The 15498-nt window shown below is 69.3% G+C and carries 14 protein-coding genes and 1 pseudogene; 12 read left to right on the forward strand and 3 right to left on the reverse strand.

The window, feature by feature from the left end:
- Positions 1–67: 67 nt before the first annotated feature.
- Positions 68–349 (reverse strand): phosphopantetheine-binding protein, encoded by a 282-nt coding sequence (locus tag G3I60_RS13150; RefSeq protein ID WP_164293600.1) that lies wholly within the window; start codon positions 347–349, stop codon positions 68–70.
- Between the two features lie 38 nt (positions 350–387).
- The gene (locus G3I60_RS13155; protein WP_164293601.1) at positions 388–1419 is read right to left on the reverse strand and encodes a ketoacyl-ACP synthase III family protein; all 1032 of its coding nucleotides are present in this window, start codon (positions 1417–1419) and stop codon (positions 388–390) included.
- A 660-nt stretch (positions 1420–2079) separates the two neighbouring features.
- On the opposite strand from G3I60_RS13155, the gene G3I60_RS13160 reads away from it, so the two are divergent.
- The 9 genes from G3I60_RS13160 (at position 2080) to G3I60_RS13200 (ending at position 12180) form a co-directional block, all read left to right on the forward strand.
- A complete protein-coding gene (locus G3I60_RS13160) occupies positions 2080–2778 on the forward strand; it encodes a response regulator transcription factor (RefSeq protein ID WP_239069794.1) in 699 nt (232 codons plus the stop codon).
- 442 nt (positions 2779–3220) lie between these two features.
- Positions 3221–3709 carry a PhzA/PhzB family protein gene (locus tag G3I60_RS13165; RefSeq protein ID WP_164293602.1) on the forward strand — a complete coding sequence of 163 codons (489 nt, stop codon included), beginning with the start codon at positions 3221–3223 and terminating at the stop codon, positions 3707–3709.
- Between the two features lie 32 nt (positions 3710–3741).
- On the forward strand, positions 3742–4917 hold the full coding sequence (locus tag G3I60_RS13170; protein ID WP_164293603.1) for a 3-deoxy-7-phosphoheptulonate synthase: 1176 nt from the start codon (positions 3742–3744) through the stop codon (positions 4915–4917).
- A 53-nt stretch (positions 4918–4970) separates the two neighbouring features.
- Positions 4971–5594 (forward strand): isochorismatase family protein, encoded by a 624-nt coding sequence (locus tag G3I60_RS13175; protein WP_164293604.1) that lies wholly within the window; start codon positions 4971–4973, stop codon positions 5592–5594.
- On the forward strand, positions 5591–7474 hold the full coding sequence (locus G3I60_RS13180) for an anthranilate synthase family protein (RefSeq protein ID WP_164293605.1): 1884 nt from the start codon (positions 5591–5593) through the stop codon (positions 7472–7474). Before G3I60_RS13175 ends, G3I60_RS13180 begins: the two co-directional genes overlap by 4 nt.
- 23 nt (positions 7475–7497) lie before the next feature.
- A complete protein-coding gene (locus G3I60_RS13185) occupies positions 7498–8334 on the forward strand; it encodes a PhzF family phenazine biosynthesis protein (protein ID WP_164293606.1) in 837 nt (278 codons plus the stop codon).
- 77 nt (positions 8335–8411) lie between these two features.
- Positions 8412–9035 (forward strand): phenazine biosynthesis FMN-dependent oxidase PhzG, encoded by a 624-nt coding sequence (gene phzG / locus G3I60_RS13190; RefSeq protein ID WP_275405896.1) that lies wholly within the window; start codon positions 8412–8414, stop codon positions 9033–9035.
- Positions 9036–9128: 93 nt separating this feature from the next.
- The gene (locus G3I60_RS13195) at positions 9129–10742 is read left to right on the forward strand and encodes an amino acid adenylation domain-containing protein (RefSeq protein ID WP_164293608.1); all 1614 of its coding nucleotides are present in this window, start codon (positions 9129–9131) and stop codon (positions 10740–10742) included.
- 52 nt (positions 10743–10794) lie between these two features.
- The gene (locus tag G3I60_RS13200; RefSeq protein ID WP_164293609.1) at positions 10795–12180 is read left to right on the forward strand and encodes an FAD-binding oxidoreductase; all 1386 of its coding nucleotides are present in this window, start codon (positions 10795–10797) and stop codon (positions 12178–12180) included.
- 63 nt (positions 12181–12243) lie between these two features.
- Here G3I60_RS13200 and G3I60_RS13205 read toward each other — a convergent pair whose 3' ends face one another.
- Positions 12244–12621 (reverse strand): YdhR family protein, encoded by a 378-nt coding sequence (locus G3I60_RS13205; protein WP_164293610.1) that lies wholly within the window; start codon positions 12619–12621, stop codon positions 12244–12246.
- Positions 12622–12843: 222 nt separating this feature from the next.
- Between G3I60_RS13205 and G3I60_RS13210 the strand changes: the two genes are divergently transcribed.
- The 3 genes and pseudogenes from G3I60_RS13210 to G3I60_RS45375 form a co-directional block, all read left to right on the forward strand.
- Complete coding sequence (locus G3I60_RS13210) at positions 12844–13923, forward strand: long-chain fatty acid--CoA ligase (RefSeq protein ID WP_164293696.1); 1080 nt, start codon at positions 12844–12846, stop codon at positions 13921–13923.
- A complete protein-coding gene (locus tag G3I60_RS13215; protein ID WP_164293611.1) occupies positions 13923–15332 on the forward strand; it encodes an aldehyde dehydrogenase family protein in 1410 nt (469 codons plus the stop codon). Before G3I60_RS13210 ends, G3I60_RS13215 begins: the two co-directional genes overlap by 1 nt.
- Before the next feature lie 46 nt (positions 15333–15378).
- Positions 15379–15492 (forward strand): annotated as a pseudogene (locus G3I60_RS45375) (5,10-methylenetetrahydrofolate reductase); the annotation flags it as partial.
- Positions 15493–15498 lie beyond the last annotated feature (6 nt).

The following is a 15498-nucleotide window of genomic DNA, read 5'->3' on the forward strand; positions in this document are numbered from 1 at the left end:
CGTACGGGTGTGTCCGCGGGCTGCGGTGTCGGACACGGCAGCCCGCGCACTGCCATGACGAGAGCCGTCAGACAGGGTTCTTCGCCAGCTCCTCGGTGATCCGTTCGTTCCAGGCGGCATACGTGGGGGTGCCCGCCAGCTCGCCGAAGGTCACGTCCAAGCCGGCTCGGCGCCACTTGGTGACCAGGCGCATCATCTCCAGGGACCCGAGTCCCAGACGGATGAGATTGGCGTCGTCCTCGACTTCGGAGGGCGGGATGCCGATCAGGCCGGCGAGTGCCGAGCGCAGCTCCTCACCCGTGACGGGCGGTGCGGCTGCGGATTTCGTCCTGTCAGTGCTGTTGGCCATGGTGCTCGGGTTCGTCCTCTCCGGGGTGCCGGGGCCGGTCACTCGGCGGGTTCGGTGACGATCTCGACGATCGCGACACCGGCTTCGAAGCCGGGGCTGCCGGTGAAGAGCATCACCTTGTCGCCGGGGCCGACTTGCCGGGTGCTCCACAGGTGTTCCAGGCCGATGAAGACGTCGGCGGCGCTGATGTGGCCGACCTTGCTGGTGTGCTCCCAGATCCCGCGGTCGAGTGTGAAGCCGATCGGGTCGAGGAACTGGTCCCGCAGTGCGTCCAGTGTGGCGCTCGGGTGGCAGACCCGCTTGACCTCCTCCACGGTGATGCCGGCATCCTCCAGCGCCTCGTCGAGGGCCTTCTGCAGGACCTCGCCCGGGTGCTCCATCGGGGGAGTGTTGCCCTTGGCCCACTCCTCCATCCAGAACTTGACGCGCGCCTCGTAGTCCAGTTCCTGGCCGATGGTCACCGCGGGCGGGAAGATCGGATCGCCGCCGCGGTGCAGCGCCTCCATGGCCGGGGCGGAGTACGTGCCGATGGACAGCAGCTTGGCGATTCCACCGCTGCGCGAGACGACGGCCGCTGCGGCGCCGTCACCGAATATGGAGAGGCGCGACGTCGTCCAGCGGTTGACCAGCGGAGTGGAGTAGTTGTCCGCGGCGGTGAGAAGAACCGCGGATTTACGCGGGTCGCACGCCAGGCGGTGCGCGGAAATGGCAAGGGAGGAAAGCATTCCCTGACATCCCTGCTTGACTTCCAGCGCCGTAATGGGCGTGTTCAGGGTATTGGTCAGAACATAGTGCGCCGGCGACCAGCCATCGGGGCCCTGGTGATAGGCGGAGCTGTGGATCAGCGCGCCGAAATCCTCGGGAGAGTGTCCCGAACGCAGAATCGCTTCCTTGGCCGCAAGCACTGCCATTTCAGGGGCCGAAAGCGAATCGGCGATCGCGACGGACTCCAGCCCCGAGGCCTCGCGGACGTCCGCGTCGTACCAGCCGGACTCCACCGCCTGCGCTGTTGTCACCAAGCCCGGCACGAAGGTGCCGAGGCTGGACAGGTAGACGTCCTCAAACTTCATCCGGATCCCTTTCCAACGCCATCACGCGAATTCGGCGTGGCCTGCTGTGTGCTCTCTTGGCCCAAGCCGACCACGAAACCCGCCCCGTGGCCTGAGTAGCTGCTACTCAGATCGCAGTCCGCCCGACTGCCGCTACGCAGGCGGGCAGTGGGGGCCGGAGCCTCATCGTCGGCGCGACACGCCCGGCCGACGGCGACCGGCCGGGGTTGGCATGAGCGGGCACGACGGGCACACGAGGGGCGATATTGCGCCACATGCGGCGATTATCAGTCATGGACTTCCCACTTCTCGTCGCCCGGGTCAACAATCCGTTCCCTTGATTGCGTGGACTTTATCGGCGCTTAATCATCGAGACGTCTGCTTAAGTCATCAGGTGTCGGAGTGTGGGAAGATAGACCATGTGACGTCGCCTCCTCGTGGTATGCGAGGTGAGCACGGGGGAAGATGTTGTGCATCGTGTGTGACCGGTCGGGGTCGTGGGATCGTCGCGTTCCCAGGTCAACCTTGGAAGGGGTGTTCCATACGCACATGTACTCGGTTGATAGCCAGTCCGCTCTGTGGACTGTCAAAGGGGGAAACATGGTCGTCCGTTCTGACCCGATGAGTCGCCATCTGCCGGTGCATTCAGGTACGGGGATGTCAGGCTTGACCGAAGGGGAGATGCCCATATCACGTCGACAGCAGGTACCCCGAGCGCCGGTCGTCTGGCGGGTGCTCGTGGTGGAGAACGACAACGAGGACGCCGAGTTCCTCGTCGGGAGCCTGCGGCGGCACGGGCATGATGTGGACCGCGTGGATGCCGGTATCGCCGCGCTGCACGCGTACGACGGCGTCGACCTGGTCCTGCTCGACCTTGAGCTGCCGGACCTGGACGGGCTGGAAGTGTGCCGGCGGATCCGCGCGGCCGGAACCACCGCGGTGATCGCCGTGACCGCTCGCGGTACGGAGCTCGACCGCGTCCTCGGGTTGCAGGCCGGTGCTGACGACTATCTCGTCAAGCCCTATGGATTTCGTGAGCTGATGGCGCGGATGGACGCCGTCATGCGTCGGGTCCAGGCATCGGTCGCCGCCCCGTCAGCGATCACCTACGGCCCGCTGCACATCGACGCCGCGGCTCGCCAGGTGACCCTTCACGGTCGCCAAATCGAGGTGACCCGCAAGGAGTTCGACCTCCTCTACCTTCTGGCGGCGCAGCCCGACACCGTCATTCCGCGCAAGCGGATCATGCAAGTCGTGTGGGGCGACGTCTGGTCCCGGCGCACCATCGACACCCATGTCAGCAGCCTGCGAAACAAGCTCGGTGACAGCGAATGGATCCGCACCGTCCGCGGCGTCGGCTTCCAACTGGGCTCCGTCTGAACACCTTTGGTCGCAAGCTCCTTCCCGCCGGCACCGGATGATCGGCGTGCCCGTCACCGCAGATCTGTCGAAGCGGCCCCCGAGTTCCTGTCTCGGGGGCCGCTTCGCGTCGGCGAGACGTGTGCGGGAGGCGCATGGCTCAGGTCCTCCGGCTCCGAAGAGCAGCGCACTCGATCATGGTGCCTGCCCGACGGAGTGTTCTGGGACCAACAGCGGGAATGTCTACGGGAGTTGACGTTCCTCTGACGAATCAGGTCAGCGCTTGAGGAACCTGCACTGAGTCTGACCTCAAGTTTCTTGTGCGGCCTCACGACGACCGGCAAGATCGATGACAGCCGCCAAGCGTGCCCGACGGTGCCGCCCCCATCGGTCGGCCGGCCCCTGGTGCCCCCTCTTCCGCATCACGGATCAACGCAGTCAACGCACGGGTTGGAGTCCATCCATGTCTGAATCAGCTCAGAGCAACGCTTTCACCGATGACGCCGAGCTGCGCGGAATCAACCGGGCGACGGTAGCGACATACATGGCGGCCCTCGGCGAGGCCCGCCTGGAGCGCCACAAGCTGTTCACGGAGGACGGTGTCGGCGGTCTGTGGACCACCGACACCGGCGCCCCGATCAGCATCAGCGGCCGGGACCGGCTCGGTGAGCACGCGGTGTGGTCGCTGAAGACCTTCCCGGACTGGGAGTGGTACAACGTCCAGATTTTCGAGACCCAGAACCCCAACCGCTTCTGGGTGGAGTGCGACGGCCGTGGCCGGATCCGCTTCGCCGACTACCCCGAGGGCTACTACGAGAACCACTTCCTGCACTCGTTCGAACTGGAGAACGGTCAGATCAAGCTGCAGCGGGAGTTCATGAACCCGTTCGAGCAGCTGCGCTCCCTGGGCATCCCCGTCCCCGAGATCAAGCGCGCCGGCATACCCACCTGACCGGCCACCCCATCGCCGCATAGGAGGACCCTGTGGACGAAGTCTTGCGCGATATCCGCATCCGCAAGGCGTTGCAGCAGCCTGACTGGCCCGACCTGCGGCAGGTTGCGCGGGTGAGGGACACGCTGGCCGCCCGGCCCGCTCTTGTGCGCGCTCATGACCTCGGAGTGCTGCGCGGCGCGCTCGCCCGGGTCGTGGCCGGCGAGGCGATGGTGGTCCAGGTGGGCGACTGCGCAGAGGACCCCGGCGAATGCACCCCCACCGACGTCTCCCGCAAGGTGGCGCTCCTCGACCTGCTCGCCGGCACGCTGCGCATGAACGCGCACAAGCCCGTCATCCGGGTCGGCCGTATCGCGGGCCAGTACGCCAAGCCCCGCTCCAGCGGCGCCGAGCTGGTGGGCGACACCCATCTGCCCACCTTCCGCGGGCACATGGTCAATGGGCCCGAGCCGGACGAGGAGGCCAGGCGTCCCGATCCGCAGAACATCCTCACCTGCTACACGGCGGCGGACGACATCATGCAGCACCTTGGCTGGCAGCACAGTGCGGCGCTGCGCGACGCCATCAGCCCCCCGGTGTGGACCAGTCACGAGGCGCTGCTGCTCGACTACGAAATCCCCATGCTGCGCGGCGACGGCGACGGCAGGGTGTTCCTCGGCTCCACACACTGGCCCTGGATAGGCGAGCGCACCCGCCAACTCGACGGTGCCCACGTCTCGTTGCTCGCCGGGGTGAGCAACCCGGTCGGCTGCAAGGTAGGCCCCACGATGGAGCCCGGCGAGCTGCTGGCGCTGTGCGAGCGCCTCGACCCGGATCGCGAGCCCGGACGGCTCACGCTCATTTCCCGGATGGGCGCGGACCGGATCCTGAACCGGCTGCCTCCGCTGGTCGAGGCCGTGCGGGACGCCGGACACCCGGTCATCTGGCTGACCGACCCGATGCACGGCAACACCGTCACGGCGCCCGACGGCAACAAGACCCGGTACGTCGAGACCGTCTCGCACGAGGTGCGGCGCTTCCAGGAGGCCGTCACCGGCGCCGACGGCGTCTGCGGCGGGCTGCACCTGGAGACGACCCCGAACGATGTCACCGAGTGCGTGTCCTGCGAGGCCGATCTCGCTCACGTCGGCGACAAGTACACGACGTTCTGCGATCCACGGCTCAATCCCCATCAGGCCGTTTCCGTGGTCTCCACTTGGAGCGTCTGATCCCCGGACGCGTCGAACCCCTCTCTCCCCGAGCCAGGCATTGGAAGGCAGCAATGGCCGGAATTCCTCCCATCGAGCCCTATGCGTTTCCGGCCGCGGGCGACCTGCCCGCCAATACCGCCCAATGGACACCCGATCCGGACCGCGCCGTGCTGCTGGTGCACGACATGCAGCGTTATTTCCTGGCACCCTTCCCGGACAGCGTCCGCGAGCCGTTGGTGAGCAGAACGGCGGCGCTGCGGGACCGGTGCGCCTCAGTCGGTGTCCCCGTGGCGTACACCGTCCAGCCCGGCAGCATGACCGAGAAGGAGCGCGGCCTGCTGATGGACTTCTGGGGCCCCGGCATGCGCAGGGACCCCGCGGACCGTGCGGTGGTCGACGCGCTGACACCCCGGGACGACGACTGGCAGCTGACGAAGTGGCGCTACAGCGCCTTCCACAACTCCCCGCTCCTGGAACGAATGCGGGATGCCGGTCGCGACCAGCTGATCATTTGTGGCGTCTATGCCCACGTCGGGATCCTGATGACGGCTCTCGAGGCGTTCACGAACGACATTCAGGTGTTCCTCGTCGGCGACGCCGTAGCCGACTTCAACGAGCGCTACCACCGGATGGCCCTCGACTACGCCGCCGAGCGCTGCGCGATGGTCGTCGCGGCCAAGGAGGTCTTCGCATGACCGGGATCACCGGCGATCTGCTCGACCGCGTTCTTGCCGGCCGTCCCGGCGCCTTCGCCCTGCTCCACCGGCCGGAGGCGGGCGGCACCGGCTCCCTCGATGTGTTGGCCGGCGATGTCTCGACGCCCGCGACGCTCACCGGCATCCCGCTGCCCGACGCCTCGGACGCGCGCGTCGGCGCGCACCACGAGGTCCTCACGGTCATCCCGTACCGGCAGATCACCGAGCGCGGCTTCGTGGCTCCCGACGACGGCGCGCCCCTGGTCGCGCTGAGCGTGACCGAGCAGGAACGGATCCCCCTGGACGACGCGCTGCGCCGCATCCCCCAAGTGCCGTCCGAGCTGGCCGGCGCGCACTTCGACGTCGACGACGAGGCGTACGAGGAGATCGTGCGCAAGGTCGTCGAGGACGTGATCGGTGCGGGCGAGGGCGCGAACTTCGTCATCAAGCGGTCCTTCGTCGCCACCATCACCGACTACCGGCCGGACAGCGCCCTGTCGTTCTTCTCCCGGCTCGTCCAGCGCGAGGTCGGTGCCTACTGGACGTTCCTGATCCACACGGGGGAGCGCACCCTCGTCGGAGCCTCGCCCGAGCGGCACATCAGCCTCGGCGGTGGCACAGCCGTCATGAACCCCATCAGCGGCACCTACCGCTACTCGCCGACCGGCCCCACCCTGCCGGAGGTCATGGACTTCCTCGCCGACCGCAAGGAGGCCGACGAGCTGTACATGGTCGTCGACGAGGAACTGAAGATGATGGCCCGGATCTGCGAGTCGGGCGGGCGCGTGAAGGGCCCGTATCTGAAGGAGATGTCCCGCCTCGCCCACACCGAGTACTTCATCGAGGGCCGCACCGGGCACGACGTCCGGGACATCCTGCGCGAGACCATGTTCGCGCCCACGGTGACCGGCTCCCCGCTGGAGAGCGCCTGTCGGATCATCGACGCCTACGAGCCGAAGGGGCGCGGCTACTACAGCGGCGTCGCGGCCCTCATCGGACGCGACGAGCAGGGCGGGCGCGTGATGGACTCGGCGATCCTCATCCGCACCGCGGACATCGACGTATCGGGCCGGGTGGAGATCGGGGTCGGCGCCACACTGGTACGTCACTCCGACCCCGCTCTGGAGGCCGCCGAGACCCGGGCCAAGGCGTCGACTCTGGTGAGTGCGCTGGAGTCGGGCAGCATCGGGAGTTTCGCCGACCACCCCAAGGTCCGGGCCGCCCTGGTGAGCCGCAACGACTCCCTCGCCGGCTTCTGGCTGCGTGACGCCGAGGACCGGTCCGCCCCGCACCCCGCGTTCGCCGGGCGCCGCATCCTGGTCGTCGACGCCGAAGACACCTTCACCTCCATGATCGCCGGCCAGCTGCGCTCCATGGGCCTGGACGTCACCGTGAGGCGTTTCGACGAGGAGTACTCCTTCGGGGACCACGACCTCGTCGTGCTGGGCCCGGGGCCCGGCGATCCGGGCGACACCGCCCACCCCCGGATCGGTCACCTCCACACGGCGGTGCGCACCCTGCTGGCCGAGTGCCTCCCCTTCGTCGCCGTCTGCCTGAGCCATCAGGTGCTCAGTCTGGAACTCGGCTTCGAGGTGTGCCGGCTGCCCGCACCCAACCAGGGCCTGCAGAAGGAGATCGACTACCTCGGCTCCCGGGAACGGGTCGGCTTCTACAACGCGTTCGCCGCCCACAGCGATGAGGACAAACGCGATGTCGAGGGCGTGGGCGTGGTGGAGATCAGCCGCGATCAGGCGACGGGAGAGGTGTACGGCCTACGTGGCCCGCACTTCATGACCATGCAGTTCCACGCCGAGTCCGTGCTCACGCAGAACGGCCCGCGCATTCTGGCCGCTTCCCTGACGGATTTGTTCAGCATGTGACAACAGAACAGCGAGAGATCCCCATGTACCCCTATGTAGTCGTCGACGCCTTCGCCACCGAGCCGCTCAAGGGCAACCCTGTGGCCGTGTACTTCGATTGCGATGACCTGACCGCCGGCCAAATGCAGTCCATCGCGAAGGAGATGAACCTCTCCGAGACCACCTTCGTACTCTCTCCCGAGCAGGGCGGCGACGCGCACATCCGGATCTTCACCCCGGTCAACGAGCTGCCGTTCGCCGGGCACCCGCTGCTCGGCACCGCCATCGCGATCGGCAACCGGGGCCGGCCGGAGCAGCTCAAGCTGGAGACGGCCATGGGCCTGATCCCCTTCGAGCTGGTCCGTACGCACGGCGTGGTCACCGCGGCCTGGATGCGACAGCCCGTGCCGGTCTGGGAGTCCTTCGACCGGCGGGAGGAGCTGCTGGCCGCGCTCGGGGTGACGGACACCGTGCTGCCGGTGGACATATACCGCAACGGACCGAGGCACGTCCTGGTCTGCCTCGGCAGTGTCGAGGAGCTGTCCGCGCTCACTCCCGACCACCGTGCGCTGTCCGCGTTCGAGGACATGGCGGCCAACTGCTTCGCAGGGTCCGGCACGAACTGGCGCAGCCGGATGTTCTCGCCCGCGTACGGCGTCGTCGAGGATGCGGCCACCGGCTCCGCCGCCGGTCCCATCGCGATCCACCTGGCCCGGCACGGCCGGATCGAGTACGGGCAGCGCATCGTCATCACGCAGGGCGTCGAGATGGGCCGGCCCTCGCCCATGCACGCGCTCGCCGAGGGCGCGGGGGACCGGGTCACCCAGGTCGAGGTCGGCGGTGACGGCGTCGTCGTACTCGAAGGGGCGCTGCGGCTGTGACCCGGCCGCGAGCCGCCGTTCCCGCAGCAGGGCCCAGCGAACCGGAGGGATTCATGAGCAGCACGAGGTCGGAAAGCATGACCGCGACCATCCAGGTCGCCTTTCCCGAGTACGCCGCGCCGCCCGCCGAGCCGGTGGCTCTGCTGCGTGCGTGGCTCGCCGGCGCGGCGCGCTACGAGGTCCGCGAGCCCCGGGCGCTGGCGCTGGCCACGGCCGGCACCGACGGCCACCCCTCCAGCCGGATCGTGGTGGTCAACAAGGTGACGGAGACCGGGCTCGTGTTCATCACCCACGAGGGCAGCCGCAAAGGGCGGGAACTTGCCGTCAATCCCTGGGCATCGGGCGTCCTGTACTGGCGTGAGACCAGCCAGCAGATCATCGTCGCAGGCCCGGTGGCGAAGCTGTCCACCGCTGAGGCCGACGCCCTGTGGCAGGCCCGTCCCGGCTTCACCCACGCCATGACGAGCGCCTCCCGGCAGAGCGAGCCGGTGGCCGGCCTCGAGGCGGTGGAGGCACTGCGCAAGCGGGCCCTGGAGCTGGGGGAGAGCGGCGGGCCGCTGCCCCGCCCGGAGGGCTTCGCAGGCTACGAACTCCGATTCGACACCGTGGAGTTCTGGGCCGACGGATCCGACCGGCTCCACGAGAGGCTGCGGTACGACCGCCAGGGCGAGGGCTGGCGCGTCGGCCGCCTCCAGCCGTAACACGGCACGAACCACCCGGCAACGGCACTCCCGTCGAACCGGCCGGCTCCCGCCGAACGCACAGTACCCATCCGAGCGGAACGTGAGAACACCATGCAGGCAGCTGACTCCTCCTTCCTCCACTCCGGATTCCAGGCCTCGGTCCAGCGCGTTCCGGAGAACCCCGCCCTGTCCCTGCGTGGGCAGACGTGGACGTACCGGGAACTGGACGCGCTCGCCCGGGTCTGGGCCGCGGCGCTCGTCAAGCTCGAGAAGCAGCCGGAGCGCGTGGGCATCCTGGGCCACCGCAGCATCGTCACCTACGCGGGATTCCTGGCGGCCCTGTACGCCGGGGCGACCGTGGTGCCCCTGAACAAGAAGTACCCCGTGGCTCGCAACCAGGACATCCTGGAGCGCGCCGGGATCGACGTCGTCCTGGCCGACCAGGGCTCCCTGGCCCAGCTCGGCCCCCTGCTCGACGGCCTGGCCGGCGCCCCTTCGGCCGTACTGCCGGAGAGCGACGAGGCGCCCGCGAACCTCCCCGAGGGGGTACGGGTCCTCACCCGCCGCGACCTCGAGGACTGCGCGCCGCTGGCCGAACCGGCGGCAGGAGACCCGAAGGACGGCGCCTATCTGCTCTTCACCTCCGGCTCCACAGGCCGTCCCAAGGGCGTGCCGATCTCGCACGCCAACGTGACCGCGTTCCTGGCCGCCAACACCGAGCGGTACGGCTTCACGGCGGAGGACCGCTTCACCAACACCTTCGACCAGACCTTCGACCTGTCGATCTTCGACCTGTTCATGGCCTGGGGCAGCGGCGGCTGTCTGGTCCCGATGGACTCCTTCGACCTGATGGCGCCGCTGGACTTCGTGCGGCAGAACGACATCACCGTCTGGTTCGCGGTGCCCTCCGTGGCGGTGCTCCAGCACCGCCGGGGGGTGCTGGAGCCGGGCAGCCTGCCGTCGCTGCGCTGGAGCCTGTTCTGCGGCGAGGCGCTGCCCGCGTCCACCGCCATGGCATGGCAGGAGGCGGCGCCCGGTTCCACACTGGAGAACCTGTACGGGCCGACCGAGGCGACCATCGCCTGTCTGGTGCACCGCTGGGACCCGCAGACCTCGCCGGCCGGCGTCGTCAACGGCATCGTGTCGATCGGCTCCCCCTACCCGGGCATGACCGCCGCCGTGCTGGCCGAGGGCGGCCGCCCCGTGCCCGACGGCGACACCGGCGAGCTCTGCCTCGCCGGAACGCAGGTCTTCGAGGGCTATCTGAACGCGCCCGAGCAGACCGAGAGGGCCTTCCACACCACCGTGTCGCAGGACGGGGAGACTCGCCGCTGGTACCGCACCGGTGACCTGGTCCGCCGCACCTCGGAGGGCGGGTTCGGCTACGTCGGCCGCCTCGACACCCAGGTCAAGATCCTGGGTCACCGCATCGAGACGGGCGAGGTGGAGGCTCACCTGCTCCGGCAGGAGGGCATCACCCAGGCCGTCGTCGTCGCCGTCCCCGGGGACGAGACGGGCGTGCTGGTGCTCGCCGGTGTCCTGGCCGGCCACGAACTCGACGTCTACGAGGTGGACGACAGGCTGCGCGAGACCCTGCCCCCGTACATGATCCCGCTGGCATACCACCTGCTGGACACCTTCCCGCTGAACGTCAACGGCAAGGTCGACCGCAAGGCGCTGCGCGAGCGGGTCATCTCCGGGGAACTGGAGCCCATCCTCCTGTGAGCGGTCGGCGCGGTCGGTCCGGGAACCGTACGAACAGAAAGGGACCTTCGAGATGAACGACGCTGCCGCGGCCGCCTCGCTGCGCGACCGAGTGCGGGGCGAGGTGCTGCTGCCGGGCGACGACCGGTTCGACGCCCGGTGCGCGGGCTTCCAGACCGCCTACCGTCACCGGCCCTCCGTGCTGGTCCGGGCCGCCGACCCCGAGGATGTGGTGTCGGCCGTGGCGTACGCCGCCGCCCACGACCTGCCGGTGGCGGTCCAGGCGACCGGGCACGGCCTCTCGGTCGCCACCGACGGGGGCATGCTCATCAGCACCGCCGCACTGACCGGCGTCACGATCGACGCCCGGGCCCGCACGGCACGGATCGGCGCGGGCACCCGCTTCGCCGCCATCGTCGACGCCGCCGCGCGCTACGGCCTGGCCCCGCTGAACGGCTCATCGCCGGGCGTCGGCACGGTCGGCTACATACTCGGCGGTGGACTCGGCCTCCTGGCCCGGGAGTTCGGCTACGCGGCCGACCGGGTCACCTCGATCGACATCGTCACCGCCGACGCCCGGCTGCGACGGATCACCGCCGACAGCGACCCCGAACTGTTCTGGGCGCTGCGCGGGGCCGGCGCCAACTTCGGCGTGATCACCGGCATGGAAATCGACCTGGTGCCGGTCAGCCGGCTGTACGGCGGAGAGCTGGTCTTCGACCTCGCCCGCACCCCGGCCCTGCTCGCCGGCTACCTGAGCTGGACCGAGACGCTCCCCGAGGAGCTCACGTCCTCGGTCTCCCTGCTCGACTACCCTGATATGCCGCTGTTCCCCGCCACGCTGCGCGGCCGGTACGCGGCACACGTGCGCATCGCCTACACCGGGGACTCCCGCACGGGCGAACAGTTGGTCGCCCCGCTGCGCGCGCTCGGGCCCCGGCTGACCGACACCGTCGCGGAGATCCCGTACACCGAGTGCGGCGCGATCTACAACGACCCTCCCATGCCGCACGCCTATCAGGGCGACAACGTCCTGCTGCGCGCCTTCGGTCCGGAACAGGCCGCGGAGGTGACGGAGTTGGTGGGACCGGGCTCGGCCGTTCCGTGTGTGGTCGACATCCGCCACCTCGGCGGTGCCCTCGGCCGGGCGGCCGAGGTGCCGAACGCGGTGGGCCACCGCGAGGCCCGCTACCTGCTGCGCGTGCTGATGCCGTTGATGGGCGCGGGGCAGGACGAAGTATTCGGCGCCCAGAACAAGGTGCTCGGCGCGCTCGCCGCCGAGTCCGTCGGCGGCCGCTTCCAGAGCCTGGTGTACGGCGGTTGTGCGGACGGCGCTCCCGGGGAGCCGGCCGAGGACTTCTGGGAGCCGGCCGACCATCGGCGGCTGGCCGCACTGAAATTCGCCCTCGACCCGGCCAATCTGTTCCGGTTCAATCGCAATATCCGGCCGGTCGGCTGAATCGCGGCCCGCCGAAGACTCTCGTCCGGCTCTCTGCGGCGCTCCGGATCTCCTGGGCGCCGCTCAGGCCTGTCCCCATTCTTCGGATTCTTCGGAACCGACCGCGAGAGGCCCGGCCAGGGCAGGCCCGAGGCCCGCGAGAGAGGACAGGGAATGGAGACCCTCGACGGTCGCCTCCACGTCGAACCACCCCCGGAAGTCGAGCGGACGGCCGATCAGCTCGGCCGGGCTGCGCGGCAACACCGCCGCTTTCGCCGCTTCTTCGGACTCCCATAGGAGGACGGCACCCCAGCGCCCCGTGGACGGGTCGGACAGCCAGACCTTCAGGAGCAGACCGGATATGTCCGTCCAGCGTTTTTCCTCCTCGCGGATGAAATCACGGAGCGTCCCGGCGGTCTGCTGCGACTCGGTGAGATCCCACCAAGCGATCATTGCCTTCATTGCGCCAGTGTATGAGCCGGCCGCGGGCTCGCGCCCGATACTCATACCGAAGAGTGGTACCCGGCGCAGAATTGAGTAGCCATTACTCAGGCGTGGGAGCCCCGGCCGGTGATCGAATGAGAGATATCAGGCAATGTCAGCGCTGGACCCGATTCGGGGACCGGCCGGCACCTTGTGCCGGCCGTTGTTATTGGAGGACGAGTGGCGCCTACCGAGCTGTCGATGCTGGACCTGCCCCACGACGCGGGTCCGGACCCTGACGAACTCGTCCGGGCCGCGATGGAGTGGCACTTCAGCCCGGAGACAGGTTCTCCCTTCTGGCTGAAAAGAGCCGAAACGCTCGACTTCAACCCCCTCGCCGACGTCAAGGGCTACGCCGATCTGACCCTCTTCCCCAATGTCGCCAATGAGCTGCGGGACGTGCCCGCCGCAGACCTGGTTCCGCGCGGCTACGGTGAACACCCCGACATCGTCGGGGTGTTCGAAAGCGGTGGAACCACCGGGGCGCCGAAGCGGGTGGTGTGCCCCGCCGACTGGCTGGAGAAGCTGGTCGCCTGGAGCAACACCAACCTCGATGTGCACGGCTTCCCGCGCGGCGTCGACTGGCTGGGAATCACCCCCTCCGGCCCCCACATCGTCGGCGAGATCTTCCGCCGGTCGGCCCGGACCCACGGCCGGTACGGCTTCCAGATCGACCTCGACCCGCGCTGGGTCAGGCGCCTGATCTCCGAGGGCAACGGCAGCCAGGCGGACGCCTACGCCGAGCACGTCATCGACCAGGCCGTCTTCATCCTGCGCACCCAGGACATCGGCGTGCTGACAGTGACCCCGCCGCTGCTGGAGCGCATCTCCCGGCGCGATGAGCTCGTCGAGCTCATCAACCGCAAGGTGAAGGCCATCCGCTGGGGCGGCACACAGATGGACCCCGACACGGAGGCCCTCTACCGCACCGAGATCTTCCCCGAGACCATCCTCTACGGCCACTACGGCAGCACGATGATCCTCGGCATCGCCGGTCAGCGCCACGGCACCCCGCTGGGCGAGCCGCGCGTGTTCGATACCTTCTCGCCGTACATCACCTTCCAGGTCGTGGACCCCGCCACCGGCGCCGCAGTGGCCTACGGCGAGCGCGGCCGGGTCGTGATGCACCACGTCAGCAAGGCGCTGCTGCTGCCCAACAACCTTGAGCGCGACACCGCGATCCGGGTGGCCGCGCCCGAGGGCCGGCTCGGCGACTCGGCCGCGGGCATCGCCCCGGTGGCCCGGTTCGACGACGAGGCCGTCATCGAGGGGGTCTACTGATGGGCGCCGAGCAGGAGCCGCAGCAGGGGACCGGGCAGCAGGAGCCCGGGCTGCCCGTGCTGGACGCGCTGGGCCCGGGTGGCCCGTACCGCACCCATACCCGCGAGCAGGTCAGGGACGTGACCGGCGCGGTCATGGCTGAAATGAGCCTGGTGCCCGCACTGTTCGTCAACCGGGCGATGAAGGCCCTGCATGCCGCTGCCCCGCTGCCCGCCGCCGAGCGCGCGAGCGCTCTGGCCCGTGCCGCCGAGCTGTTCCGCACGGCCACGCTGGGTGGACTGACGTTGCAGGACTACGAGGCGGCCGTCACCCGGGTTTCCGGGCTGCCGGTCGAAATCGTCCGGGTCGCCACCCAGACCTGCGCCGACCGGGTCTCCCACTCCTACCGCAGCGTCCAGTTGGCCCGGCCCCGCGGAGCCGTGTCCGACTGGCGCGACCCGCTGGTCCGCACCACCCAGGCCGTGTGGACCCGGCGCGGCGACGTGCTGGCCGTGCACGTCCCCGGTAACCACCCCGGCACCCACGGCTTCTGGCCCGAAGCGCTCGCCCTCGGCTACCGGGTCGCTGTCCGCGCCTCAACCCGCGAGCCCTTCACCGCACACCGCCTGGTCCTCGCCCTGCGCGAGGCGGGCTTCGGCAACGACCACGTCGTGCTGCTGCCCTGCGGCCACGAGGCGGCCGACGCGATCGTGAGCAGCGCCGACCTGGCCTACGGTGGAGACGAGATCATCCGCCGGTACGCCGACGACCCCGGAGTACTGTCCCTCCAGCCGGGCCGGTCGAAGATCCTGCTGACCGCCGACACCGACTGGCGCGACCACCTCGACATGATCGTCGACTCGGTCAGCCGGCACGCCGGCAGCGGCTGCGTCAATGCCACCGCCGTGCTCGTCGAGGGCGACCCTGCCCCGCTCGCCGGCGCGATCGCCGAGCGGCTGGCCGCACTGCCGAGCCTGCCGCCGTACGACGACAAGGCCCGGCTGCCGGTCCAGAACACCAAGGCCGCCCGGGCGTTGGAGAAGTTCGTGCTCGACCGCGCCAAGGGCACCCGCGCCTGGCTCGGCGGCGCCGGCTTCGTCGACGAACTCGGTGACGGCAGCGCCGTCCTGCGCCCGGTGGTCCACCAGGTGGACTCGGCCGACGCCCCCCAGCTTTCCGCCGAAGTCCCTTTCCCCTGCGTGTGGGTCGCGCCTTGGAGCCGCGAGGACGGCGTCGAGCCGCTGCGCGACACCCTCGTGCTGACCGTCGTCACGGAGGACGAGCACCTCGTGGAGGCGCTGATCGACGAACCGACGATCAGCAACCTGCACGTGGGCAGCCACGCCACGCACTGGCACCGCCCGGGTCTGCCGCATGACGGTTACCTCGGCGAGTTCCTGATGCGCAGCAAGACCGTCGTCCGGGTCTGAAGCATCCGCAACGAGGTCCCGGAGGTCGGCTACGACTCTCCGCGGGTACCGGGCCGGGGGATCCTCCCGGGACCGCACGGTGGAACCGGCCCAGCGGATCGCAGCCGACGCGACGCTACGCCCGGTGGCCCGTCCGACCGCCGTGGGGCACTCGGCGGCCATCACT

The organism is Streptomyces sp. SID13666 (assembly GCF_010548325.1).
GTDB lineage: Bacteria > Actinomycetota > Actinomycetes > Streptomycetales > Streptomycetaceae > Actinacidiphila > Actinacidiphila fildesensis.